General features: G+C 46.8%; 18 protein-coding genes. 11 read left to right on the top strand and 7 right to left on the bottom strand.

The genetic code is table 11. The annotated features are described in order from the left end of the window. Positions 1–113: 113 nt before the first annotated feature. The 4 genes from tamB to EMM73_RS00250 all read right to left on the bottom strand — a co-directional run bounded on the left by tamB (position 114) and on the right by EMM73_RS00250 (position 7819). A complete protein-coding gene (gene tamB, locus EMM73_RS00265; RefSeq protein WP_127684457.1) occupies positions 114–3875 on the bottom strand; it encodes an autotransporter assembly complex protein TamB in 3762 nt (1253 codons plus the stop codon). Beyond that, the gene (gene tamA / locus EMM73_RS00260; RefSeq protein ID WP_186435075.1) at positions 3872–5581 is read right to left on the bottom strand and encodes an autotransporter assembly complex protein TamA; all 1710 of its coding nucleotides are present in this window, start codon (positions 5579–5581) and stop codon (positions 3872–3874) included. The genes tamB and tamA overlap by 4 nt, the downstream gene beginning before the upstream one ends. A gap of 118 nt (positions 5582–5699) precedes the next feature. After that, positions 5700–6869, bottom strand: a complete 1170-nt coding sequence (locus EMM73_RS00255) for an ABC transporter permease (protein ID WP_127684456.1) — start codon at positions 6867–6869, stop codon at positions 5700–5702. Then, entirely contained in the window at positions 6866–7819 is a 954-nt protein-coding gene (locus EMM73_RS00250; protein ID WP_127684455.1) for an ABC transporter ATP-binding protein, read from the bottom strand. The genes EMM73_RS00255 and EMM73_RS00250 overlap by 4 nt, the downstream gene beginning before the upstream one ends. A 182-nt stretch (positions 7820–8001) precedes the next feature. Between EMM73_RS00250 and EMM73_RS00245 the strand changes: the two genes are divergently transcribed. After that, on the top strand, positions 8002–8739 hold the full coding sequence (locus tag EMM73_RS00245; protein WP_127684454.1) for an alpha/beta fold hydrolase: 738 nt from the start codon (positions 8002–8004) through the stop codon (positions 8737–8739). Positions 8740–8743: 4 nt separating this feature from the next. Here EMM73_RS00245 and EMM73_RS00240 read toward each other — a convergent pair whose 3' ends face one another. Then, positions 8744–8977 (bottom strand): hypothetical protein, encoded by a 234-nt coding sequence (locus EMM73_RS00240; RefSeq protein WP_127684453.1) that lies wholly within the window; start codon positions 8975–8977, stop codon positions 8744–8746. 558 nt (positions 8978–9535) lie between these two features. Between EMM73_RS00240 and EMM73_RS00235 the strand changes: the two genes are divergently transcribed. The 3 genes from EMM73_RS00235 (at position 9536) to bktB (ending at position 13294) form a co-directional block, all read left to right on the top strand. After that, entirely contained in the window at positions 9536–9985 is a 450-nt protein-coding gene (locus tag EMM73_RS00235; RefSeq protein ID WP_127684452.1) for a hypothetical protein, read from the top strand. 375 nt (positions 9986–10360) lie between these two features. Continuing rightward, the gene (locus EMM73_RS00230; protein WP_127684451.1) at positions 10361–11977 is read left to right on the top strand and encodes a methyl-accepting chemotaxis protein; all 1617 of its coding nucleotides are present in this window, start codon (positions 10361–10363) and stop codon (positions 11975–11977) included. A 132-nt stretch (positions 11978–12109) separates the two neighbouring features. Beyond that, the gene (bktB, locus tag EMM73_RS00225; protein ID WP_127684450.1) at positions 12110–13294 is read left to right on the top strand and encodes a beta-ketothiolase BktB; all 1185 of its coding nucleotides are present in this window, start codon (positions 12110–12112) and stop codon (positions 13292–13294) included. Positions 13295–13366: 72 nt separating this feature from the next. On the opposite strand, the gene EMM73_RS00220 is transcribed toward bktB, so the two are convergent. Then, positions 13367–13969 carry an outer membrane beta-barrel protein gene (locus EMM73_RS00220; protein ID WP_186435074.1) on the bottom strand — a complete coding sequence of 201 codons (603 nt, stop codon included), beginning with the start codon at positions 13967–13969 and terminating at the stop codon, positions 13367–13369. A 201-nt stretch (positions 13970–14170) separates the two neighbouring features. Between EMM73_RS00220 and EMM73_RS00215 the strand changes: the two genes are divergently transcribed. From EMM73_RS00215 to EMM73_RS00195, 5 genes are all read left to right on the top strand, one after another. Further along, entirely contained in the window at positions 14171–15448 is a 1278-nt protein-coding gene (locus EMM73_RS00215) for an acetyl-CoA hydrolase/transferase family protein (protein WP_127684448.1), read from the top strand. Positions 15449–15913: 465 nt separating this feature from the next. Continuing rightward, a complete protein-coding gene (locus tag EMM73_RS00210; protein WP_127684447.1) occupies positions 15914–17203 on the top strand; it encodes a porin family protein in 1290 nt (429 codons plus the stop codon). A 99-nt stretch (positions 17204–17302) separates the two neighbouring features. Next, positions 17303–18931, top strand: coding sequence for a BCCT family transporter (locus EMM73_RS00205; protein ID WP_127684446.1), 1629 nt, complete (start codon positions 17303–17305; stop codon positions 18929–18931). A 61-nt stretch (positions 18932–18992) separates the two neighbouring features. Next, entirely contained in the window at positions 18993–20858 is a 1866-nt protein-coding gene (locus EMM73_RS00200; RefSeq protein WP_127684445.1) for a putative nucleotidyltransferase substrate binding domain-containing protein, read from the top strand. Between the two features lie 10 nt (positions 20859–20868). Beyond that, positions 20869–21612, top strand: coding sequence for a 3'-5' exonuclease (locus tag EMM73_RS00195; RefSeq protein WP_127684444.1), 744 nt, complete (start codon positions 20869–20871; stop codon positions 21610–21612). A 21-nt stretch (positions 21613–21633) separates the two neighbouring features. On the opposite strand, the gene EMM73_RS00190 is transcribed toward EMM73_RS00195, so the two are convergent. Then, entirely contained in the window at positions 21634–22182 is a 549-nt protein-coding gene (locus EMM73_RS00190) for a phosphoribosyl-AMP cyclohydrolase (protein ID WP_127684443.1), read from the bottom strand. A 181-nt stretch (positions 22183–22363) separates the two neighbouring features. Between EMM73_RS00190 and EMM73_RS00185 the strand changes: the two genes are divergently transcribed. Next, positions 22364–23959: a sensor histidine kinase gene (locus EMM73_RS00185; RefSeq protein ID WP_127684442.1), complete on the top strand. Its 1596-nt coding sequence runs from the start codon at positions 22364–22366 to the stop codon at positions 23957–23959. After that, entirely contained in the window at positions 23947–24624 is a 678-nt protein-coding gene (locus EMM73_RS00180) for a response regulator transcription factor (protein ID WP_127684441.1), read from the top strand. Before EMM73_RS00185 ends, EMM73_RS00180 begins: the two co-directional genes overlap by 13 nt. The last annotated feature ends 4 nt before the right edge of the window (positions 24625–24628 follow it).

The raw sequence follows: 24628 nt of genomic DNA, 5'->3' as shown, positions 1-24628 counted from the left end.
AAGCTTGTAACAAGAGATGAACAAAGAGGCAGTCAGAGGGCACTGAGTAAGCATTACTGCGGGCTTGTAACATAACAAAGCCGCAGATGAGCTGCCTGAAACGTCAACAGGCCCTAATCAAACTCAAACTTGTAAAGTACATCCACAGCACTGTCTAAACCTTGAACAGCTTCCAGGTACAGATTTTTCATTAGCTCGTAGCGTAGGGTGAATTCGCCCAGAGAGTTAAAAATGCCCATACCATATTTCAGTTGAAGCTTGGGTGATAAATAGCCACTGACGGTCACTTGTGAGTCATCGCCTGTGCCAGCAGTATCGAGTGTAAATTGTTCAAATCCTAATGCCTGGCCTAACTGGCTGACCATACCATTGCTATTGGCAATACCAAGGCCAATTAAACCGCTGGTTAGTGGGTTACTTTTGCTGTCGCCGCTGCCTGATAAGTCCCTGCCCATTAAAAGATAAGACAAGGCGTTGGCCTGAGGTTTGGAAGGCTCAGAAAAAATTACCACAGAGGCTTGATCGGCAGGGCCGTTGACTCTGATCCCTGCTATGACGTCATCTTCAGTGGAAGAGGGGTTACGAATGGCTTCAATGTTTAAAAAGGGTTGATCAACAGGGCCGTTAAAGGTCAGCTTGCCTTTGCGGATCAGTAAATCCTGTCCGTAAGAACGGAAAGTACCGTCCAGAATATTCACTTCACCTCTTAAGCGTTGTTGCTGCTTATTCTGACTAAACAGCAACTGGCCTTTGAGTCTGCTTTTTAAGCCAAAAGCTTGCAACTTTACCTCATCCCCTAAAATCAAACGCATTTCAGTGACTAATTTAATAGGACTGGTGACAGCACCACGGCGGACTTCCAGCTCTTTATTCAGCAAAATTTCGTCATCTGAAACCTGTACAGCATTTTGCGGTAAGTCATCTATGGCCAGATCAGCACGTGGGATCTGTACTGTGCCTTGTACCGCAACCACCTGATTTTGCGCCAGTACTGTCACTTCTGGATTGATATACACCACACCTTGCGACAAGTTCAGTGGTAATGCCTGGCCAGTTAAAGCAAGCCGGGCCTGATAGTTTTTTAAGTCAAACCAATCGGCATAGCCTGACAACTGGGCTTTGCCTTCACCACTTTGAATATCAGCGGTCAATATGGCCTTTTGCTGTAAAAAATCCAGCCGCATGCTGCCTTGCTCTATGTCCAGTGGCGCATTAATGCCATGCAGTCTTACCTCACTGACGGTCAGCTGACCTGATAACAAAGGTCGGTTCAGCGTACCGCTGGCACGAACCTGACCGTTTAAGCTGGCGACAAATTCGCTTTGCTCTGGTAACAAAGTCCGTAAAAAGCTTAAATCCAGTCGGCTTAAGGTGAGTTCTGCTTCAAGTTTTTTATCCTTTGCACTTAAATCCGGTAATGAAGCCGAGCCTTGAAGAGAACGCTCTTCACTAAACTGCATGTGCCAATCGCTGGATAGCTTTTTTGGCGTCAGTTGCAAGGCTGCATGCCAACTTTGCCACGGCAGTTGCAACGGATTCACATCGGTTTGTTGCCAACGGCCAGCTGTGCCTGTGAGCTTCACTGATGCATTTAAGCCTTGTTTTTTACCCCAGTTCAGTTTCAGATCTGCACTTGCTTCACCCGCTAGTTGCTGGGATTCACCAATAAAAGGCTCTAACAGTGCGAGTTGAAACTGCTGTAGTCTGACTGATAAATCGCCTTGGCTAGTACTTATTTTGCTTGATTTTTCCAGGCAAAGCTGGCCAGGTTCAGAAGTCCAGCAATGCGCAGGTAACGCCAGTTGTTGTTTAGGCCAATCCAGTGCTATTAGAAGGGAGTCGACCAAAGCCCAGTGACCTACAGGGGTTTGCAACTGAGCTTGCTGTAGGCTGATCTGCCACTGCTGTTTAGGTTTAGCAGTGGCTGCTGCCTGTAGTTGGGCTTTGTAGTCAGTAGCATCCAGTTGCAGCACCAGATCACTGCTGTTTTTATTGCCTGTCATTAAGACTTGGGCAGAGTTTAAGGTCTGGCCTGACAGTATGCCTTTACCCAGGGTCAGTTCGAGTTGATGATCCAGGTTATTGCTGTTGATTTGCGCATTCAGACTCATGCTCTGCAGACGCAGCAATTTTTTATAGCGCAGCTTTTCAGCCAGTAATTTGATATCTACAGCAGGGTGCTGTTGTGGCCCTGTGACCTTCGCTTCTGCAGTCAGGCTGCCCTGAGCGCCAACAATTGAACTTGCCAGATCTGGTGCTGTGACAGAAAACTGCATTTTCCATTGATCCGTCACTTCACCTTCGGCTTTGATGCTGTTGTTGCCATGTTGCAGTATCAGCGTTTTGCTGCTGAGTGTTTCCACAGATAAGGCTTTTCCTTTGGCGGCCAGTTGACCGGACAAAGACAATGGTTGCTGACGCACCTGGCCCTGAATAGCTAAAGTAGGCAAGTTTAGTTGCCACTGCTGCTGGTGGTAACTGGCTTTGAGCGCGACATCACCACTGACTTGGCCAGGATACTCTTTTAGCCAGGGGTCTAGTTGCAGTTTGTCCAGTGCCAAGGTAGCGTCAAGGGCTAAGTCTTTAGTTAAATCCAAAGTTCCGGCACTGCTGACTGAGCCCAAAGAAGAGGTGAGTGTCAGGCTTGACCAACTTAATAGTGGCGCCTGCCATAACGCTGTCAGTTGTAGCTTGCTGTCTGGCAGTTGTGGCAATTGCTGCTGGCTTTGCACTGAAAGTCGCAGCTCTGCTAATGAGCCTTTTGCATCTAAAGCCACTGAATGTAATTTGTATAAGGCATCGCCTTGCAGTGGCCACTGCAAATTGCTGGCGTTCAGTTGCAGTGACAGTGGTAATCCGATGCTTAGCGGTGCAACTTCTAGCTGTGCTGTGGCTTGTTGTGCGCCAGTTAACGCGAGCTTGAGTTGTAACTCTTTAAGTGAACCTGCAATGCTGCTGTCCAGCACTAATGAGCCACTGTCTGCTTTGATAAAACCCTGCAGTGTAAAAGGACTGGCGTTGGTCAGGCTGAGTTGTGCTTCGGCATTGAAAACATAGCCTTGCAAGTCGGGCTGGCTGGTTTCCAGTCCGGTCAGTTGCAGCGCTGTTAATTCAAACTGATCAGGGGTGGCTTGCAGTGAAAAACTAAGCTGCTCTGCTGAGAATTGTTGAACACCACTGACTTTAGGTTGCAACAGAGTAAGTTTTTTTACACTGAGCCATAAAGGCAATTCAATACGCTGAAGTTCTGGCACCTGATAATGCCACCAGGCTTGCGTGCTGGCAGTTGCGCGTGTTGGCTCAGACGTTTCTGGCAACTGCAGTTGGAATTGCTCCAGCAAGGTGTCCCCAAGCGATATCTGCTGACCACCTAGTTTCAGCTCTGTGCTGAAATTTTTCAGGCTAAGTTGCAGATCACCTTGTAGCAAGCTCAGATCACTGACGTGCAACTGGCTAACACTGACTTTGGGTAATTCCAGTAGGCTATCTTCCGATTGTGCTTCGGGTTCAGCAGCCGGACTGAGCACAAGATGCACACCTTGCACTGTGGCTTTATCTATACAAACCTCGAGGCGGCCTAAACAATACCAGCTCACTTTCGCCGTCAGAGTGTTAACCCTGAGTTCAATGCCGTTTTGTGCAAATTGTAAATCAGTCAGCGTAAAACCTTCCGCCAGAGTGCCGCTGATCTGGCTCACTTGAACCGGGCTATGCTCTGGTACTAGTTTGAGTAGGAGTTGCAGGGGTTTGTTGGTATAAAACAACGCAATAAGACATAACAACAGCATTAAAAAACAGGCTAAAAAGAATTTTTTAACACTAAAAGCTGAACTGACGTTCTGTACATCAGATCCTGTATTCTTCTTTTCGCTCATAACTCAGGCCCCAAGCTAAAATGCAACTGCAAGGCCTGATTGGAGGGCAGATCCAATCCCCAGGCCACATCAATACGAATAGGGCCAACAGGGGAGGCCCAACGCACACCTAAACCTACACCCCGGTAAATCTCAGCTTTATCATTCCAGGCGCTGCCTGCGTCAAAAAATGCGGCTGCCCACCAGTTACCCGATACTCTATACTGGTATTCCAGTGCTGCAGTGGCCAGGTAACGGGCGCCCAAGAGGTTGTTATCGGCATCGACAGGAGAAATAGACTCGTAGGAATAACCTCGGATGCTGTTATCACCACCGGCAAAAAAGCGTAATGAAGGCGGCAGTTCGGTAAGGGTTTCCCTGAGTATGGCTCCTGCATCAAAACGTACCAGATAACGATGGTCTTCAGAAATGGAACCTATCCAGCCAACTCTGCTGCGTATCCGCACAAAGCTGCTGTCTGAACCCCATATAGGATCTGACACTTCAGTATTAATCAAGTAGCGGCTTGCTTCGGATGGCATGCTGCCGCCACTGTCCCAACTGCGACTAAAACTGATACCAGGCATAATCAGATTGGCACTGCCAGAATCCAGTCCTTGCTTGTAATCTTCGTACAACCAGCGCAGAGATACTGTTCTGTACCAGTCGTCTGCCAACAACCAGTGTCGTTCCAGCGCTGTGTTGTACTCTTGGCTGCGGGTATCTTCCAGATCTTTATTTTTTATACCAAAGTTCAGTTTGTAAAAGTCGTTACTGACGTTTTTCTTTGGCCATTTGTAGCCAGCTTCAACCGTTTGCTCAGGACCAGATAACGCCATTTTGCTGTTAAAACTATGGCCTCTGTCATTCAGCCAGGGTTTGTTCCAGTTCAGCTTGACGCGTGGACCTAAATCGGTGGAGTAACCCACACCAGTTTCTACTGTGTTACGAATTTGTGGTTCTACTTTAACAGTGACCGCCAGTTGCTGTTCGGAGTTTTCTGGTTCATCTACAGTGACATCTATACTGCGAAACCAGTTACTTTCTGCCAGTCGTTGATTCAGTTCGCCCAACTGACTCGACAGATAAGGTTCGCCTGGTTTGAAAGGCAGTAAAGAACGAAGGCGTTCATTACGAATTTGGCTGCCTTCAAACGCGACTTCCCCAAAGTGATAACGTGGGCCAGAATCAAATTGAATATGGATAAAGCCCTGCAATAGACGCGGTGCAACTGAGAGTTCTTGTTTTACAAATTTCGCTTGAAAATAGCCACGTCGAAGCGCCAAAGAGTTCAACTGGTTTTTAATTTCTTCATAGCGGCCATGGTGCACTCTGTGATTTACCTTGGGTCCAACTTTTTTTACTAATTGGATAAATTCAGCATCAGTCGATGCCTCACCTAAGATTTCTACTTTGACAGATTTTAAGCGCAAGGCTTCGCCAGGCTTAATGGTTAACCGCAATTTTTGTTTGTTAGCTTTACCAACCAGGCTGGGCTCGATGTTCATACGATAATAACCTACAGCCCGGGCTGCAAGTTTGACATCTTCAATCACTTTGTTTTGAAAGCGTCTGGAGCCCAGGTTATTTTTAGCCGGTAGCCGGTCCAGATAAAGTTCGATGTTCTGCGCAAGGGAACCTGAAACGCCCTTGAGTTCAATTTGGGGATGTGCTGCGGCGGCAGAGGCGGCAAGTAGCGTAAGAATGAGCAGAGTCCTGTACAACAAAATGCGAACTGTCCTTTGTGTTAATGCCGGACCATCGAGGTCCGGCTTGGCTTTAAGAGTATAACAGCCACAGAGAGTTCAGTGCGTTTTCAAACGTTTAACAGACCAATTGTGTAGACTAATGCTTCACCCGGGCAAATAAAAAAGTTTTTAAAAGCAAGGACCATTCGGGCTCTTTTCCATACATACGAATGCCTAGTTCAAAGACTCTACTGGCGGCATTTTTCAACCAAAACAGACAGGCAATCAGCAAAACTAAGGACAGAACCCACTCCCACCAAGGCACTGAGACTGTTGCCATCCGCATCGGCATTGCAGCGAAAGAGGTCAGAGGAAACAGGCTGAGAATATGCATCAAGCTGCCTTCTGCATTATCCATAGCGCTGTACACTATACCCAGAGGTACGCTGGGTAAAAACATAATGATCGAACGGCTGGAATGGTTGGGGTCGTCAATAGTTGCAGCGAAACCCGCCATAAAACTGTTGATTAACAACAAGCCTAAACTGACAAAAATAAGAGCGCTAGCCAACTCTGCAACGCTGATAGGCAATACAAACATACCTTTGCCTTTCATCATAGAAATGGCTTGCAACATGATGTAAAAAAATAAACCAGTAGTGACCATACTTTTTAAACAAAATAATGAAATACCCAAAATTTTGCCGTCAATCCACTCTTTTGTGCTGATCAGCGTTAGTAATTGTTCAGTCACTCGTTGCTGTTTTTCAGTGGTGATGGCGGTAAACATAAAACCAAAACCTGAAAATACCCCTATTATCATCAGCAGCAACAAACCACCACTGACCAGTTTTTGCTCTTTATTCTGTTGTACAGAGTCCTTTTTCAGAAAAACCAGTTCTGTGTCAGGCAATTGATCTACGACTTTTTTCTGCTCAGCGCTCAGAGGCAATTCACTAATACGTTGTTTTTGTAACCAGTTCTGCAGCTCAGGCCCCAATTTTTCCTGCCAGCTGGCACTAAATTCTGCTGTCATAAGCAGCTTATTGTCTTGTACCTGCACCACTAAGTCCCAAACATCCCCTACACCGGCAAGCGCTGTGGCCACTGAGTCAGCGGGGATCTGGCTAAAACTGTAACCACTGACCTTAGGTGCTGCCACCTGACTGACCAATGCTATTTTATAATCATTATCCAGCCAGGTTTTTACTACTGGCCAGAAGGCAGAAAACACTAAAAAGGCCGCCATTATAGCGACAGTGATCAGCTCTTGTTTCCATTTAAAGTATCGTTGAAATTCAAAGACAGCTATGGTCCATAAGTTCATGCTGCAACTCCTTCTGCATCTGCTGTGGTTTGTTGATTGTGTTGCTGTACTGCGGCCAGATAAAGCTGATGCAAACTGGGCTGAATACGGCTGAAATCTGTCAGCTCCGCCACAGAGCTCAACTGCTGTAGTAATTGACTGACGCTGGAGCCTGGCGCTAATGTCAGCTGAAATTTGTGATCATCGATGAGCTTTGTTGCTGCTATTGCAGATAAAAGCTGCAATGCCTCAGTTTGCGGTTGCTGCGCAAAGCTCACTTCAAACCATTGTTGTGGATCCAGTTGCCTGCTGACTTCGGACAGGCTGCCCTGAGCGACCAACTTTCCTTTGTTCAATAGCAACATCTGATCAGCTAAACGTTCAATCAGCGCCATCTGATGTGCGCTTAAAATCACAGTAGTACCACCTTGTTTTAATTCGGTCAGGATAGATAGCACATGTTCCTGATTGACTGGATCCAGCCCTGAAAACGGTTCATCCAATATTAACAAATCAGGTTTGTGCATCACACAGCTGATCAACTGGACTTTTTGCTGATTCCCTTTGGATAATTTCGTCAGGTTGTCATCCATTTTTTCTAGTACATCAAGTCGGGTACACCAATATAATAAAGCCTCGCTGATGTCTGTCGCACTCATACCGCGTAATTTACCAATGTAGCTAAGGTTTTGCCGTACAGTTCTGTCCAGATACAAGCCTCTGTCTTCTGGTAAATAGCCGTAGCAGCGCTGTGGCAATGTGCTGAGTTTTTCTCCTTTGTATTCAATGCTTATTTCGCCGGCATCGGGTCGGGTTAATCCCACAAGCATACGGATCAGTGAGGATTTACCTGCACCGTTAGGGCCAAGCAGTGCAAAGATCTGGCCTGACTGAACCTCAAAGCTAATACCATTTACAGCTTTGACTGTGCTGTAACTTTTTTCTATTTGATCTGCAGAAATCCTGAGCATGATCTGTCCTTGTAAAATGGCGGAATATCAGTTGATGTCCAGCATATCAATGGCAAAGCCGGACTAACAGTAGAAAAATGTGACAAATTATTAACTTTGAACTGGTTCATGGCGTCTGTCAGCACTTTGTCATCTGCTAAGGTTAGAATGAAATACTGGGTTATCAGAGCGGGAAGGGACTTATGACTATCAAAACCCAACTGAAGATCGTGCTATTGCCGGGCCTAGACGGTACTGGCACTTTGTACCAGCAACTGGCTGATCAACTGGCACCTGAGTTCGAGTTACAGGTAATAGCTTATCCTTTGGATCAGTTATGGGGTTATACAGAGTTGCTGGAGTATATCCGCCCGCAGCTGCCAAAGTCTCCCTTTGTGCTGTTAGCTGAATCTTTTTCCGGTCCACTTGGCATAGTGCTGGCAGCAGAAAAGCTACCCAGTCTGAAAGGTCTGGTACTCTGCTGTACTTTTGGCCGCAATCCGCTGCCTGTGATCAAAGGATTGGTGGGTGCTGTAGACAAATTACCATGGAATGAACTGGTCCATCACTGGACAGCCTTATGGTTGCAAGGGCGTTATGCCAGTCCAGAGTTATCCACTTTAATGGGCAATGCGCTCACCATAGTGCCAGAACAAGTGATTAAGCACAGGGCAAAACAAACATTAGAGGTGGATGTACTGGCTGAATTTGCTGGTTTGACCTTGCCTTTGTTGTACCTGCAAGCCAGGCATGACCGACTGATCTGGGCTTTTAATGCAAAAACACTACAGCAGCTGCAGCCTAAAATGCAACTTGTCAGATTGGATGCCCCGCATTTTTTACTTCAGGCCATACCTGAACAGGCGGCATGGCAACTCAAGCAGTTTATCCGCGAGCATCTTGTGCCTGCAGCACCACAACAAGCTGTTGTGGTGAACTGAGCGTTCAGTGCGCCGGGTTTTTATCCGACTGAGTTGTCAGCAAAAACAGGATCTTATCCATATTCAGCTTCTCATAAGGCATTAAACGTTCTGGTTTGCCTTCGCGCAAAATAGATAAATGATGTGCAGTAAAAGCTAATACTGCATTAGAGGTCGTGATGGTGTTACCTTCAATTTTGTACTGGCAGTGTGCCAGATCTAAAAAAGCCAAAATACGGTTACGGATACTTGTCATCATGGGTTGAGCTCCGGTTTAGCGCTTTTTAGTAATGGTCCCTGGTGGTGTACTACTTCTCTCACTCCGGGAGGAGTTCTCATTCCTGTGCTCTGACCTCACTCAAAGTGGCTTGGTTCCGCTGGTTAGATAAAAAAGCGAAAAAAATAAACATAAATTCAGGGCAAATTCAGCTGAAGCCATCCGGTTTTTTGCTTGATTGGGTTTCTTGCTTGAATTGAAAGTAAGGCTCGTTTCTTCATTTTTAGCTTTGGGGGCAGTAGCAGAGTGAGTTGTGTCATTAAGGTAACAAAAGGCAACAGGAAAACAGTGCTGCAATGGGGGATTTCGATGATTAACACAGCGTCAGGCCAGTATAGCTGCGCTTCTCTGTTAAGCATGTTTTCGGACTATTGTTTTACATTTTGCCAGCTACAAGGCTATTTATTGTCAATTGGAAGATAGTGCTGCCAGTCAGTAAAATTTTATCTTAGAAGGAACCTAATGCTTTATCCTGAGTCTGGTGTCTCAGGTTGTAAACTTTAAGCTGGTAAAACAGCTTGATACGAGGAAAATAGTCAGGTGAAAACAAGGTATTGGATACTCTGCACAGGCGCAGCTCTGTTGCTGATGGGATGTTCGTCAACCTATCACAGACGTTCTGACGCTCCTGCAGTTTTTACTGCTTGTGTGCATCCGGATCAGAGCAAACAATTTAGCTACCGCAAAGGTCGTCCTATGCACATAGAGCAGAAAGTGATGCTGCAGCGCATAGCCACAGAACGACAAATGCAAGGTCGAACAGCTCGCAGGGCCATTGCTGAACCCTATGATAAGGAACCTGGTGAAGGTCCTTTATACGAAGAACTGGCCGAATTTATGCAAACCAAAGCCTTTTGCAAAGAGGGCTATTTTGAACTCGATAGTCGTTTTGAGCAGGGGTACGAGCGCATCATTGGTGAATGCAATGATAGCGCTACGGAACAGGAAATGAACACTTTAGCTTTATGTGGTCCAGCCGATCGATTGTAATGTTGAATCCCTGTGATAGCACGGAATAATGAGTGTAGAACGCACCAGAGTTCATTTCACATTGAAGCAGAGCTGTGCTGTGGTGCAGCTTGTTTTAGTGTTCTAAGCCTTGTCTGTTGGTGATACTGAGCGCCCCGCACAGTGAGTTGTTTTCCGTTGCTTTTGCCAGTTCATCTTTTGTTTTATCTTAAAGAGCTTTGCACTTTTCTTCTGTGACTGACAGTGATTTTACTGCAGTCTGGCTCCTCACTCTCTGTACTTTAGCTTCAGACATGCGGCCGGTTAGCATTTTGCATGCCTTAAATGATAAAAGTGATACCTTTCTATTTTATTGTATGGTATAAATGATAAAGTCGATACATGGTCAGGTGTGGTATGAACTTCAATAGTATTAGGGTAAAAAGTAGTATTCCGACAGCCTTGATGGCAATAACAGTGGTGGTCGTGATAGCTCTGTTCAGTTATCTGAACCTACTACAACGAAACGCTTTAAAAATTGAGGCCGAAAACTTCCTGCCAGCCGTATCTGCAGTGCTGAACGCGGATCGGGACTTGTATCAGGCGAAAGTCGCCTTAGCTCATGTCCAGGTTAGTTCGGATACGGAGCAAGATGCTGCTCGTCAGGACTTTGACGAAAACGCGTTACAAGTCCAGCAACGTTTCGCTGAATACCTGGCATTTTTATCAGCCTACCCTGATATAGGCATTAAATTTACTGACTTTGAGACCAGCTATAAAAGTTGGCTGGTTAGTGCTGAAAGCTTATTGGTAACTCAGTCTGAAACAGACCTTAATGAGCTGCAATCAGAGGAACAGCGTAAATTTACCCAGTTGCGGGCCATACTCAATCTGGCGGGTGAGGCTGCACTCGAATTATCAGCATCAGAGCAGGCTCTGCTGCATGAGAAAATCCAATTTTTTAACCTGCTAACCTACAGCTTTACACTGATTTTACTGTTGATCTCAGGCTGGTTCAGTTACCAGGGGCCGAAAGCTCTGACTCTACAAATCAATGCTTTAACTCAACGCTTATCCGAGATAGCCAGTGGCGACGGTGATTTAACCGCTCGTCTTGAGATTAGCAGCAAAGATGAGTTTGCTGACCTGGCCTGTCAGTTCAACCACTTTATTGCCAATCAGTGCAATATGATTGCTGCTATTTTGCAGCAGGCACGTCAGTTAAGTCAGTTAACGACAGAGCTGTCAGACTCAGCGCTAAAAAGCAATACTATTACCTCCTCGTTAAATATCGCTTCTGATTCTATTGTCAGCGCTGTTCATGAAATGACGGTGGCGAACAAAGAAATGGCTCAAGTGGCAACAGAGACAGCTGGCGAATCGGATCAGGCGCGCAAAAGTGCAGGGTTAGGTTTGGAAGTGGTCGATAAAGTCACGGGTAGTATGGGCAAGTTGACCGCTGACGTGGATGCTGCCCTGGGGTTCTCAGCCGATTTAGAAAAAAGCTCCGGTACTATCAGTTCGGTGTTGGAAGTGATCCGCAGTATTGCTGACCAGACCAATTTACTGGCACTCAATGCGGCTATAGAAGCGGCAAGGGCAGGTGAACAAGGTCGTGGTTTTGCTGTGGTTGCAGACGAAGTCAGAACCTTAGCCTCCCGTACTCAGCAAAGTACCAATCATATTCAGGACATTATTGCCCAGCTGCAAAAACGTGTAAGTGAGTCGACGCAGGCCATCAATAGCGGTAAACATAACGCCGACTTAACAGTGGCTAACTTCGCTCAGGCCGAACAGGTATTTCGTCAGATTATGCAGTCTTCAGTCCAGGTGAATGATATGGCAATCCGAACCGCTGCTGCGACAGAAGAGCAAGCTGTAGTTTCGGAAGAAATCACTAAAAACTTATATGCTTTGCATGACCAAGCCAGCGCAGCCGGTGATGTGGCCAAGGAAAATACTAAGTTATCAGGAGATATAAGGCAGTTGTCTGATGTACTTTTTGGTTTAGTGGGAAAGTTTAAAATCAACTAAAGCTGGTTTTGGGTATAATCCATAGCGACGCAAGCCATCCAGACCGGGATGGCTTTTTTACAGGCTGGTGATCACTGCGAATGCAGGGTACTCTGCTGTATTGTTCGGCCTTTGAATTCCGTGAGGTAAATGATGCAGTTATCGGAAGTTGTGATTTTGGCGGCGGCCCGAACTGCTATTGGCAGTTTTGCCGGCGCTTTGTCCTCGCTAAGTCCTGCAGAGTTAGGCACTGTGGCCGCTAAAGCCGCCATCAGTCGCAGTGGTGTGGCCGCAGAGCAAATCGACCATGCGGTTTTTGGTCATATTATTACTACAGCAACTGCAGATGCCTATTTAGCCCGTCATATAGCGCTGAGCTCGGGCTTGCCTGTGACCAGTGCTGCATTTAATGTCAACAGATTATGTGGCTCTGCCTTGCAAGCCGTGATTTCTGCTGCCCAGTTGATCCAACTAGGGCAAAGCCAGATTGCTTTGGCTGGTGGCGCTGAAAGTATGAGCAATGGTGCTTATTTGCTACCTGCGGTGCGCAGAGGTTTACGCCTTGGTCATGCTGCAGTGACAGATTTAACCCTGGGGATTTTGTCCGACCCTTTTGGCTCGGGTCATATGGGGATGACTGCTGAAACTATTGCGACTCAATACGGCTTTAGCCGTAGTGAGCTGGACGCTTATGCCTGCGAAAGTCAGCGCCGTGCAGCTTATGCGAAGCAGCAAGGCTATTTCGACGAACAAATTGCACCTGTAGTGCTTCAATCCCGTCAGAACGAATTGTGGGTCACACAAGATGAACATATCAGGCCGGATACCACAGAAGAGAGTTTAAGTCGCCTCAACGCTGTATTTAAAAAAGACGGTCTGGTCACAGCTGGTAATGCCTCTGGTTTAAATGATGGTGCGGCTGCTTTGGTGTTAACCAGCGTCAGTGAAGCCAATCGTCTTGGTGTAAAAGCCGCAGCCCGTTTAATAGGTTATAGTTTTGCTGGTGTGGAACCCGCGCTGATGGGGCTTGGGCCTATACCCGCAGTGCAAAAGTTATTGAGTCAGACCGGCCTTTCGCTGCAACAGATAGACGTGATTGAATCCAACGAAGCTTTTGCTTCACAGGCGATGGCAGTCAGTCAAACTTTGGGGTTTGACTGCAGTAAAGTAAATCCAAACGGCGGCGCTATAGCACTTGGGCATCCAGTTGGAGCGACTGGGTCTATTTTAGTGGTAAAAGCTTTGGCTGAATTACAAAGAACGGCAGGGCGTTATGGCTTGATCACCATGTGTATCGGAGGCGGGCAGGGCATTGCTTTATTGATTGAACGACTCTGAGAAAAGAAAACCCGGTTTAGTTTTTGTCCGCAAAGGGACTCAAAAGTCTGAACCGGGGTTCCAGGGGACTTATCAGAACTGGTATTTCAGACCCAGAGCCAAACGGCTATTGTCCATATCACCTTTTTCGTCTTCGATTTCTATGCTGTATCGCATAAAGTCAGCGCTAAGCGTGATATCCAGTTGTTCTGTGATGCTATAAGCAGCGACTAAGCCGGCAGAGAACGCAATGCCAGAATCAGAAGCCACAGTTCCGCCTGCTCCGGTTTGTTCAATGGCTAATTTAATATCTGTATCCCAGCGAACCACTCCGGCCCGGCCGCCAAAAGACCAGTGTCCTGCCACAGAGTCTGTCATATACTGAGCATGCAAACCCAGTCCGGAGCTGTCTGCTGATAGAGTGGCGTGGTAAATAATATCATCACCGAAGCTGTCAGAAAATTTAAAAACATCAGCATTACCATAGTCGATGTAGCTCAGGCTGGCAGACCAGTTAGGGCTGAATTGGTAGCTCAGGCCTAAAGAAGCTGAAGCTGCATTGCCTGCATCTCCTTCGGCAGACTGGCGGGCAGAACCCAGATCCGCAATAACAGCAAAGCCTGTTGTTTCAGCTAAAGCCAAAGGAGCAACAGAAAGTAAAGGTAGTGCCATCAATAACTTACATATGTTTCTCATTACAATTCCTTGTGTGTTTTTTTTGCGGGCGAAGTGTAAATTGATTGATGTTAAGGTGTAAATTGTTGTTTTAAAAAAGTTTGTAAACATTTATGTATTAGAAAAACAACCAGAACAGAGCATCTGTTGATCCTTATCAGTATTTGTCTGATAAAAACCAACTAGACTGCAGTCATCCTTCATTGATAACTCAGGACTTTTATGCGTTGTTATTCGGCCGAACAAGCACTTTCGTTAATCCAAAATGATGAAATTATCTGGTGTCATTCGATGGCGGCCACTCCCTACGCCATGCTCAATGGCCTTGCCCGTGTTGCGTTGGACAAACACAATCTGACCTTACTTAGCCTGCATACAGAACACAGCGAAGCTTTGTGTGCTCCTGAGCTCAAAGGTCATTTACGCCAACGGGTGTTTTTTGTCGGCAGACCTAGTCGTCCTGCAGTGAACACTGGTCTGGCGGATTATGTACCAGCTTTTTTATCTGAGATCCCTAAATTATTCCGCAGCGGGGAGCAAAAGCTCGATACCGCTATTATTCAGGTATCGCCGCCGGATAAACATGGCTTGTGTAGCCTTGGTATTTCAGTGGAAGCCACCAGAGCGGCTTTGCAGTCTGCGAAAAAAATCATAGCGCAGATCAATCCGAATATGCCCCGTACTCATGGCGATTCTTTTGTGCATCTGAAAGATTTTGCGGCTTATGTAGAACTCGAGAGTCCGATTCCTTTGCATTTACCTGCTGTTGTTGATCCTGTGACAGCTCAGATAGGCCGTCATGTCGCCAGCCTGGTGCGCGATGGCGATTGCCTGCAAATGGGTATAGGGGCTATTCCTGATGCCACTTTAGCTTGCCTTGGCGACAGGCAACATTTAGGTATTCATACCGAAATGTTTTCTGATGGTGTTTTGCCTTTGCTGGAAAAAGGTGTGTTTACCAACCGAAATAAGAAAAAACATCCGGGCAAAATAGTCACTACTTTTGCGATGGGCAGTCAGGCCTTGTATGACTTTGTGGATGACAACCCTGAAGTGGTGTTTTTAGATGTGGCTTACACCAATGACACTGCTGTGATCCGGCAGAACCCGCAGGTGATGGCGATCAATAGCGCTTTGCAGGTAGATTTGTCCGGTCAGGTGTGTGCGGATTCATTGGGAACCCGTATTTATTCCGGTGTAGGTGGCCAAATGGATTTTGTCCGTGGTGCAGCTTTGTCTGAAGGCGGGCGTTCTGTGATTGCTTTACCAGCCACAGCAGCTGGCGGCACAGTATCCAGAATCAGTTCTTTATTGGCGCCTGGTGCTGGTGTGGTCACCACCCGGGCTCATGTGCACTATGTGGTTACAGAGTTTGGTGTGGCTAATTTGCGGGCGCGTAGTTTGACCGAAAGAGCCAGAGCGTTAATTGAGATAGCAGCTCCACAATTTCGGGAACAACTGGCTAAAGAGGCTTATGACGATTGGGGGTTGCTGGTGTAACAGGCTTTAGTGGCAAGGCTCTGACTAGTCAGAGCCAGCTGCTGATCTAAATTCTGTGGCTACCCAAGCGCTTGAACCTCTGCCATCACAGCTGTTGTTAAAACCTGCCATTTGCCTTGGTGTTTCGATACAGCTCTAGCTGGTCAGTCAGAGTTAATAATGCCCACTTTACAGTTTATGTTGCCAGGTTCATATTCTGTGAACAGTATCGAAAAAACTGAATTTTTTGAATTCAGTAGTCAATTAACATAAATAATAATCCTCTAATTAGCCATCTATCCTGCTGAGCTCCCCATTTATCCCGTTTTTCCGCTTGAAATTTGGCCTGAGCTTGGTGTTGCGTTACCCTATAAAAGCGTTCTATGCCCAAAGTAATGTTTGTTTAAAGCAAACAATAACAGCGTTGTTGACTCAGCTGTTTCTGTACTTGGGTATTTCTTCTCACTACTTACCAAAGGTTATTCAATGGTCAAGCCCACACTTCTGGCTCTGTCTATCGCAGCGGCCTGTCCTTCTATTGTTTATGCAGCAACGGATGCTCAGCAGGACTTAGCGACACAGCTACAGCAACTTAAACTTCAGGTTGAGGCTTTGGAAAGCCGTTTAGCAGAGCAAGCTAAACAACAAACTGCAGCGGAAAATCAGCAAAATGCTGCACCAGTTGCAGTTGAAAAAAATGTAGATGAAAAACCGGCAGACGGCATCGAGGTTGGTGGTGCAGTGCGGACAAATTTCAGCCATACCTCCTATGATGAAGGCAATAAAAACCGCGGTGGCGATTTTGACTTCGACCTGCTTCGGTTAGATTTTCGCGGCACTGTAGGGGATGTCAGCTTAAATGCCGAAATTCGTTTTTTTGATTACATGACTGCCGTAAAAAAAGCTTATGTGGCTTATCAGTTGGATGAGCTGTGGCAAGCCCAGTTGGGGATCACTCAGGTGCCTTTTGGCAATTGGCCTTACAACTCAAATAACTACTTTTTCAGCAGTAATTATTACTTGGGTTTAGAAGATGACCACGATTTGGGTTTGCTGTTTAAACGGCTGAGTTCTGATCAGTGGCAGTTGGATATCGGCTTTTTCAAAAACGATGAACTCGGTGGCATAGATGGTTATGTTGGTGATAAAACCGACCGCTATTCCTACGATATAGTCGGCGCTCGCGGTGCGACCGAAGATATTTATGGCGAACCTGTTCAGGCCTTGGCTGAAACCAATACCTTTGCCAGCCGTTTTGGTTATCACGTAGCGCAAGGCCAGTTAAATACCGAACTTGGTTTTTCTGTGCTTTCCGGCAAGTTGCACCATGGTGCTCGCAATGCTGGCGATTATCAGGCTTTTGCCTTGCATCTGAACAGCCGTTATCAGCGCTGGCAGCTACAACTGCAACATAGCCAGTACCATTATGATTTGGATGACATAGAGCGCGTCGCTGTTGGGGCTTATGGTTTTTATGACTCGATAGCAGCCGAAGCAAAATCAGCCACAGTCAACCTGGCCTATGACTTACCAGTGCAGTGGGGCCCTATCACAGATTTGCAGTTTTATAACAACTACAGTTTGGTGTATGACAAATCCGATCAAAGTCGCAGCACTTTGATGAATGTCACAGGCTTCTCTATTGCTGCAGGTTCACTTTTTACCTATGTGGATTACGCGCACGCCCGTAACCAGCCTTTTGTCGGTGGCAGTATGGCCGGAAACAGTAGCGACGAGGAACAACGTTTTAACATCAACATTGGCTATTACTTTTAGCCGGTCTTTTTCCTGACATTTTAACCGCGTGATCCGCACTAACTGCTCACTCAAAAGGGGAGCGGTGCAGGCGCACATTAAAACTACAGCAGGTACAGAATGAACGAACAAAAAGATCCGATGATCCCCGATGGCAGGGTCAATGCTATCGACACCGACTATCAGGTCGGGCAAGACAATATACTGGTGAAACTTGGCCCTTTTGGTCTGGATATTCATAACAGAGTATTTTTGATCTCAGGCCTGAGTATTGTGGCTTTTGTCATTATTACTTTGTTATTCCAGAACCAGACTGCCCCAGTGTTTTCAGCTATGCGTGGCTGGTTGACCAGCAATCTGGACTGGTTTTTTATCAGTGTCGCCAATATTTTTGTGCTGCTTTGCCTGGCGCTGATTGTATCGCCACTGGGTAAAGTGCGTCTGGGCGGCACAGAGGCCACACCCGATTACAGTTATTTGGGCTGGTTTTCGATGTTATTTGCCGCCGGTATGGGCATAGGCCTGATGTTTTATGGCGTGTCAGAACCTTTATCCCATTTCAGCAGCGCTTTAAGTGGGCCAGCACTGGAAAACGGTAGTCGTACTGACTGGGCGCCCCTTGCTGGTGCTGTCGGCGATCCTATCGAAGCTGCACGTTTGGGCATGGCAGCGACTATTTACCATTGGGCGCTGCATCCCTGGGCCATTTACGCCATTTTAGCGCTGGGCTTGGCGCTGTTTTCCTTTAACAAAGGTTTGCCGCTGACGATACGCTCGGTGTTTTACCCCCTGTTAGGAGAGCGAGTCTGGGGCTGGCCGGGCCATTGCATTGATATTCTCGCTGTATTTGCCACTTTATTTGGTTTGGCTACGTCGCTTGGGTTGGGGTCTGCTCAGGCCGCCGCAGGTTTGCATTTGTTGTTTGGTGTGCCTGAAGGTCAGACAACCCAAATCGTATTAGTGGTGGTCATTACGCTGATTGCTTTGGTTTCAGTAGTTGCAGGTTTGGATGCTGGCGTAAAACGGTTATCTGAAATCAATATGGCTCTGGCGGCACTATTGTTGTTAGCTGTGATAGTGCTTGGGCCAACGCTGGTGATTTTAACTGGCGTGTTGGATAACCTTGGGGCTTACTTGCAGTATTTGCCTGCGCTAGCCAATCCTGTCGGCCGTGAAGATACCAACTTCTTGCAAGGCTGGACGGCTTTTTACTGGGCCTGGTGGATCAGTTGGTCGCCTTTTGTCGGCATGTTTATCGCTCGTGTATCCAGAGGCCGTACTGTGCGTGAGTTTTTAATTTCAGTACTGCTGGTGCCTTCTTTCGCTTGTGTATTGTGGATGACAGTCTTTGGTTCTACTGCTATTCATCAATTAGTGCAGGATAGTTATCAGGCCGCGGTCTCTGCCGAATTGCCACTGCAGTTATTTCAAATGCTGCAGGCTTTACCACTGGCCAATATCACGTCCTTTATTGCCATAGTGCTGGTGGTGGTGTTTTTTGTTACCTCCTCTGATTCAGGCTCACTGGTGATCGATACCATAGCGGCTGGAGGTAAAGTGAATGTACCTGTGGCGCAGCGGGTATTTTGGTGCACCTTCGAAGGCTTGGTTGCTATAGCGCTGGTGCTGGGCGGTGGCTTAGTGGCATTACAAGCCATGGCTGTCTCTACAGGCTTTCCTTTTGCTTTGGTGTTATTAGCCTCTTGTGTGTCTGTTGTGATAGGGCTGAGATCAGAGCCTCGTAGTTAACCGCAGGATGATCAAAGTGGGAGGATATCACTCCTCCTGCTTTCATGGAGAAGGCAAGCGAATGCAGATAGAACAAATAGAAATTCTGAATTTCTTAAAGCGCTACAGCCCTTTTAAAGAGCTGCCGGATGACTTGTTGCACCAGACTGCACTGCAGGTAGATATTGGTTATTTTAAAGCCGGTACGCCGATATTGCGTTTTGGTGAGCCGTTACAGGCTCTGCATCTGGTTCGCAGCGGTGCAGTCGAAACCTACAGGCGCAACGGCGTGTTGTACAACAGACTTAGCGAAGGCGGCATTTTTGCTGAGCAAGGTTTGTTGCGCGATAAAACTGTTATTTTTCCTGCAACAGCGATAGAAGACAGCCTGATCTACTTTATTCCTGTGGCCTGTTTTGAATTGCTGTATCAATCCGATGAAGTCTTTGCCGATTATGTTGAAATAGGTGATACCCAACGCAAAAAGAGTGGGGTTCTTGCCGACAAAAGTAGCAATGATTTAATGAGTTCAGAAGTTCGCCAGTTGATTGGCAGAGCTGCTGTGACTTTAGCCGCAGATGCCACAGTGCAGCAGGCAGCGCAATTGATGCAACAAGAGTCGGTGTCTTCTTTACTGATTGTGGCGGACCAGTCAAAAGACGCTGCTCTGGTCGGCATAGTCACTGATCGGGATCTACGTAACAGACTAATAGCAGCAGGTTTGGATTATCAGCAGCCTGTTTCCGTTATCATGACGAAAGAGCTGGTGTGTATTGAATCAAACCAGTTTGTATTTGAGGCCATGTTAGTGATGCTGCGGCACAATGTGCACCATTTGCCCGTACTGGACCAAGGCAAGGTGCTTGGTATCATCTCTATTGCTGATGTGATCCGTTATGAATCGCAAAACAGCCTGTACATTGTCAGTAGCATTTTCCGCCAGCAGACTGTAGCTGAGCTACAAAGCCTGAGCACTGAATTAGCCTCTTGTTTTGTCCGCATGGTGAATGAAGATGCCAACTCCAGAATGATTGGTGCTGCTATGGCGGTGACAGGCCGTAGTTTTAAGCAACGTTTGCTTGAGCTGGCAGAGCAGCACCTGGGGCCACCGCCTGTGCCTTATTGTTTTTTGGCCTTGGGTTCTATGGCGCGGGATGAACAACTGATAGTGACGGATCAGGATAACGCGTTGGTGCTGCACAATGACTACGACCCTCTGTTGCATCAGGATTATTTTGCTGCGCTGGCTGAATTTGTTTGTGATGGTCTGGCCCTTTGTGGTTACAGCTATTGCAGTGGCGATATTATGGCCACCAATAGCCAATGGCGACAGCCGCTACGAGTCTGGCAGCAGTATTTCACCGACTGGATTGAGAAACCTGATGCGCAGCGATTGCTCAACAGCGCTATATTTTTTGATTTAGAAGGGGTCTGGGGTGAGTTGCACTGGGCTGAACAGCTGAATCAACAAATCAGGCGTCAGGTCAAAGCCAATGCGGATTTTTTAGCCTGTATGGCGCGCAACGCCATTAGCCGGACGCCACCTTTAGGTTTCTTTAAAGATTTTGTGCTGGAAAATGATGGTCAGCAAAATAACTCACTGGATATTAAACGCAGAGGTACAGCGCCATTGGCCGATTTGGTCAGAGTGCATGCTTTGTCTATTGGCTGCGCTGCAACCAATACCTATGAGCGTTTATTGGCAGTCAAAGCGGCCGGAATTTTACCCAAGGGCAGGGCTGATGATTTGATTGATGCACTGGAAGTGATAGCTATGGTACGAATTCGTCAGCAAGCCAAATCCTTACAAGCGGGCAGATCGGCAGATAACAAAGTCAAACCTGAAGAACTCTCTGCCTTTGAACGTAAAACCTTAAAAGAAGCCTTTCAAATTCTAAGCTTCGCGCAAAAGTTTCTGAAGTTTCGTTACCCTGGCGGGCGACAGTAACAGAGGTGTTATGTTTTATCTGAAGAAGCAGGAATTAAAAACAGATCCACTGCAGATGCTGAGCAAAAATTGGCAAAACACCATGCAGCAGTTGGAGCTAAAAGCCAAAGACGCCAGGTTAAAGGCGTTTTATCAGGCCGGAGCTGTAGCTGCTGATACTGCTTTGCAAGATATCTGTTTTGTCGCTTTAGATTTTGAAACCACAGGCTTAGATCCTGTGCGTGATGGCATCGTCAGCATAGGGCTGGTGCCGCTGACGTTGAATCGAATTCACAGCAGTAAAGCTCAAAGTTATCTGGTAAAACCCAGAGTACAGCTTAACGAACGTTCAGTCATAGTGCATGGCATTACCGACAGTGCTATAGCGCAGGCTGCTGATTTAGAACTCTATATTGAGCCTCTATTGCAGGCTTTGGCAGGAAAAGTGGTGCTGGTGCATCATCTGCCTATCGAGCGCGCTTTTTTGTATCATGGTGTGATGAGTCGTTTAGGTGAAGGTGTTATTTTTCCAATCATTGATACTTTGGCGTTAGAACGGGGTTTTACTCAGTCAGGTTTACAGGGCTGGTGGCGAAGTATGACAGCCCAAGCCAAGCCATCTTTACGACTGGCTGATTGCCGGCAGCGTTACCAGTTACCTGCTTATCAACCTCATCATGCGGTGACAGACGCCATTGCCTGTGCTGAATTATTTCAGGCTCAGGTGGCTCAACATTTTTCGGTATCAACTCCAGTTGGCAAGCTCTGGAGTTGATACCGTTTTAACCTGCTCGTGCTACTGAGGTTGATAAGGCAAAGACGAGTGGTGCAGTACTATGCGTAATTTACCATCAGCATCTTTTTTAAAGCCCCAGCTTTTATCTACAGTGGTAACTTTACCATTTTTATCTCTCAGCATCACATGACCCATGGTCAGAGCCATATCACCATTGATATAAACCGCGGCATTTTTATAGTCGTAAGCTATCCAGCCTTTGAGTGCAAAACCTGTGTCTGCAGGAAAGTTTTTATCGTCACCAACAAAATACGACAATGCTCCCTGATAGGTAGGACGGAAAGTTTGAGCACCTGTGGCCAGGGTTGGCTTAAATAACACTGGGGTTATATTGTAACCATAAGCCGTGTCCAGCACAGTTTTTGCGGTGGTTTTTGCTTTTTCAAGCCCAGATTTTTCGTAATCAGAGCTGATCTGGATCAGCGCTTTTCCCCAGGCGTCCTGGGCCGCCTTCACCTCGGCTTCCGTTATGGTTGTGTTGGCATAGGCCAGTGGAGCGCACCAGGCTACAAAAGTCAGTCCGAGTATGCTGTTCATTTTAAGGTTCATATGTTTTCCTTGCTCTATTCAATCTTTGGTCCGGGCTTAGTATCGGCCAGTCAGCTGTGCAATTGGCTGCATCTGACATGAAGTTTGTCTGCACTGAAGATTAAAAACAGATGAACAAAGCAGCCTTTGAGCATGACTTGCATTACTCTGTCAGCATAGAAGGCGCTAACTCGGAGGCGTTGTGTTTCGAAGTAAATTGTATATTGCGTTTTTTTTGTTGCTGGCAATCACCTTAGTGCAGGCTGGCCTTGCGATATGGGCTTCCGGTGTAGCCAGTTATCATGTAGAGCGCAGTCGGGTTGCCAATCAGATGCTGGCTGAATTTATTACACTTGGAGCTGATAAACAGCGGCTTAAAGTCTGGCTTGCCCAATCGTTATTGACCAAAGACAGCACTGTAGAGCAACGGGATAAATACCTTGGGCAAATGCAGCAAAGTTTGGCTGGTTTAAATACCTTGTTGCAGCATGATCAGCGTTTGTCGGAACATTTGGATGACTTTGCTGCTATCAGCCAGCAGCTAAAGTCCCTGTCTATTCTTGAGACGAACGTCGCAGCTTTGGAGCAAAGTTTAAAGAATAAGCAAGTCAGACCCGAGCATGAAGCGCAGATATGGCGGTTGCTGATCCAAACTTTCGATAATCTGGAAGGGCTGGATTTGAAGCATCTGATTGCTGACTCTATTGAATTACAACGCCAGCGCTCAGAGCAAGCCGAAGAAAAAGCGGCGACAGCATTGCAACAGGTCAAGGTTCTGGTCGTGGTTGTGTCTTTGTTTGGCGTGGCTTGTGCTGTCAGTCTTGCACTTGTGTTATCCAGAGCTTTGTATCAGCCAGTGCAGCAGTTACTGACAGGCACTTCAGCTCTGGCTGATGGCCAACTGAATTATCGTTTGCCAGAGCAGGGGCCGGCTGAGTTCAGCATGCTCGCTCGTAGCTTTAATCTGATGGCTGCAGGTTTGGAGCGAGCCAGACAACAAGAAGAAGATCATACCCGCAGAGTTGAGCTTGAGGTCGCAGAGCGCACTGCGCAATTGCGACATGCGGTTGAACAGCTACAGCATGCAGAACAGCAACAGCAACGTTTTTTGGCTGATGTTAGCCATGAGTTGCGTACTCCAGCGACAGCGATTCGGGGAGAAGCCGAAATCAGTCTGCGTGGTGCAGACAAAACCGCTGATTTTTATAAGGACAGCTTGTTGCGGATAGCTCAAACCAGTGTGCAGTTATCCAGTCGTATTGATGATCTACTGATGTTGGTGCGAGGCACACAACAACTGCAGTTGCGGCCTCGTACTTTAACTCTTGGCGAGTTATGGCAACAGATCACTGCATTAGCCCGGCAGTTGTCTGCCAGCCAATCAGTGCAGATCCAGTGTGTAGAATTACCTGATAACGCAGCCACAGAATTGTTATGGCTTGATCTGGATAAGTTGCTGCAGGCATTACAAATTATCTTCGATAATGCAGTGCGGTATAGTAGTACCGGGCAACAGGTTGAATTAAGTGTCACAGTGGCAGAGCAGTGCACTATTCGGGTGCAGGACCATGGTATAGGTATTTTGCCTGGTGATTTACCTCATGTGTTTGATCGCTATTTTAGAGCAGATAATGCGCGCCAGCTCAGGCCTGACGGACTTGGGATAGGTTTATCATTGTGTCAGACCTTAGTACAAAGTCAGCATGCAAAGCTGACAGTGAGCAGTGATTATCAGCAGGGGACCTGTGTCACTGTCATTTTACCTTTAGTTGAAGAGGACAACGCATGCATATCCTGATTGTAGAAGATGAAAAAAAAGTGGCAGATTTTCTGATCAGAGGGCTGAAAGCTGAAGGTTATTTTGTCGATTGGGTGGGAGATGGCAGCGAGGCTTTGCCAGCTCTGCTGGCACAAAAACCAGATTTAGTCATTCTAGACCGGATGCTGCCGAGAATGGATGGACTGCAGATCTGTCGTTTAATACGTTCACAACAATTACCGGTAAAAGTATTGATGTTATCTGCTTTAGCTGAAGTCTGTGACAGGGTGGATGGTTTAAAAGCTGGTGCTGATGACTACCTGGTGAAGCCTTTTGCTTTTGAAGAATTACTAGCAAGGATTGAGGCGTTATCTAAACGTAATCCTTTTGCTGCGGTTCGGCGCCAACTGACAGTAGGTGATTTAGAATTAGATTTGGACAGTATGCAGGCCAGACGACAAGGCCAACTGTTGCAGCTGACCGCCAAAGAGCTGGCTGTACTGGAGCTACTGATGTCCAGCCCACAAAAAGTATTTAGTCGTGAACGAGTGCTGGCAACGGTGTGGGGTATTAATGAAGATCCGTTGACTAACGTGGTCGATGTTTATGTCAGGCGTTTACGAAAAAAAGTGGATGAGCCGTTTGGCCAGAGTTACATCAGAACGTTAAGAGGCATAGGGTACTATTTATCAGACGAAAGCTGACGCC

This window comes from Rheinheimera sediminis, from assembly GCF_004005375.1.
GTDB lineage: Bacteria > Pseudomonadota > Gammaproteobacteria > Enterobacterales > Alteromonadaceae > Pararheinheimera.
Note: the sequence above shows the minus strand (reverse complement) of the source record. Positions and strands in the feature narration are given on the sequence as shown.

What these genes read in the sequence shown, in the direction of transcription:
- EMM73_RS00255 (WP_127684456.1), bottom strand. Translation starts at nt 6,869, where the DNA reads ATGAACTTATGGACCATAGCTGTCTTTGAATTTCAACGATACTTTAAA.
- EMM73_RS00245 (WP_127684454.1), top strand. Translation starts at nt 8,002, where the DNA reads ATGACTATCAAAACCCAACTGAAGATCGTGCTATTGCCGGGCCTAGAC.
- bktB (WP_127684450.1), top strand. Translation starts at nt 12,110, where the DNA reads ATGCAGTTATCGGAAGTTGTGATTTTGGCGGCGGCCCGAACTGCTATT.
- EMM73_RS00215 (WP_127684448.1), top strand. Translation starts at nt 14,171, where the DNA reads ATGCGTTGTTATTCGGCCGAACAAGCACTTTCGTTAATCCAAAATGAT.
- EMM73_RS00240 (WP_127684453.1), bottom strand. Translation starts at nt 8,977, where the DNA reads ATGATGACAAGTATCCGTAACCGTATTTTGGCTTTTTTAGATCTGGCA.
- tamB (WP_127684457.1), bottom strand. Translation starts at nt 3,875, where the DNA reads ATGAGCGAAAAGAAGAATACAGGATCTGATGTACAGAACGTCAGTTCA.
- EMM73_RS00210 (WP_127684447.1), top strand. Translation starts at nt 15,914, where the DNA reads ATGGTCAAGCCCACACTTCTGGCTCTGTCTATCGCAGCGGCCTGTCCT.
- EMM73_RS00205 (WP_127684446.1), top strand. Translation starts at nt 17,303, where the DNA reads ATGAACGAACAAAAAGATCCGATGATCCCCGATGGCAGGGTCAATGCT.
- EMM73_RS00180 (WP_127684441.1), top strand. Translation starts at nt 23,947, where the DNA reads ATGCATATCCTGATTGTAGAAGATGAAAAAAAAGTGGCAGATTTTCTG.
- EMM73_RS00195 (WP_127684444.1), top strand. Translation starts at nt 20,869, where the DNA reads ATGTTTTATCTGAAGAAGCAGGAATTAAAAACAGATCCACTGCAGATG.
- EMM73_RS00250 (WP_127684455.1), bottom strand. Translation starts at nt 7,819, where the DNA reads ATGCTCAGGATTTCTGCAGATCAAATAGAAAAAAGTTACAGCACAGTC.
- EMM73_RS00230 (WP_127684451.1), top strand. Translation starts at nt 10,361, where the DNA reads ATGAACTTCAATAGTATTAGGGTAAAAAGTAGTATTCCGACAGCCTTG.
- EMM73_RS00190 (WP_127684443.1), bottom strand. Translation starts at nt 22,182, where the DNA reads ATGAACCTTAAAATGAACAGCATACTCGGACTGACTTTTGTAGCCTGG.
- EMM73_RS00200 (WP_127684445.1), top strand. Translation starts at nt 18,993, where the DNA reads ATGCAGATAGAACAAATAGAAATTCTGAATTTCTTAAAGCGCTACAGC.
- EMM73_RS00220 (WP_186435074.1), bottom strand. Translation starts at nt 13,969, where the DNA reads ATGAGAAACATATGTAAGTTATTGATGGCACTACCTTTACTTTCTGTT.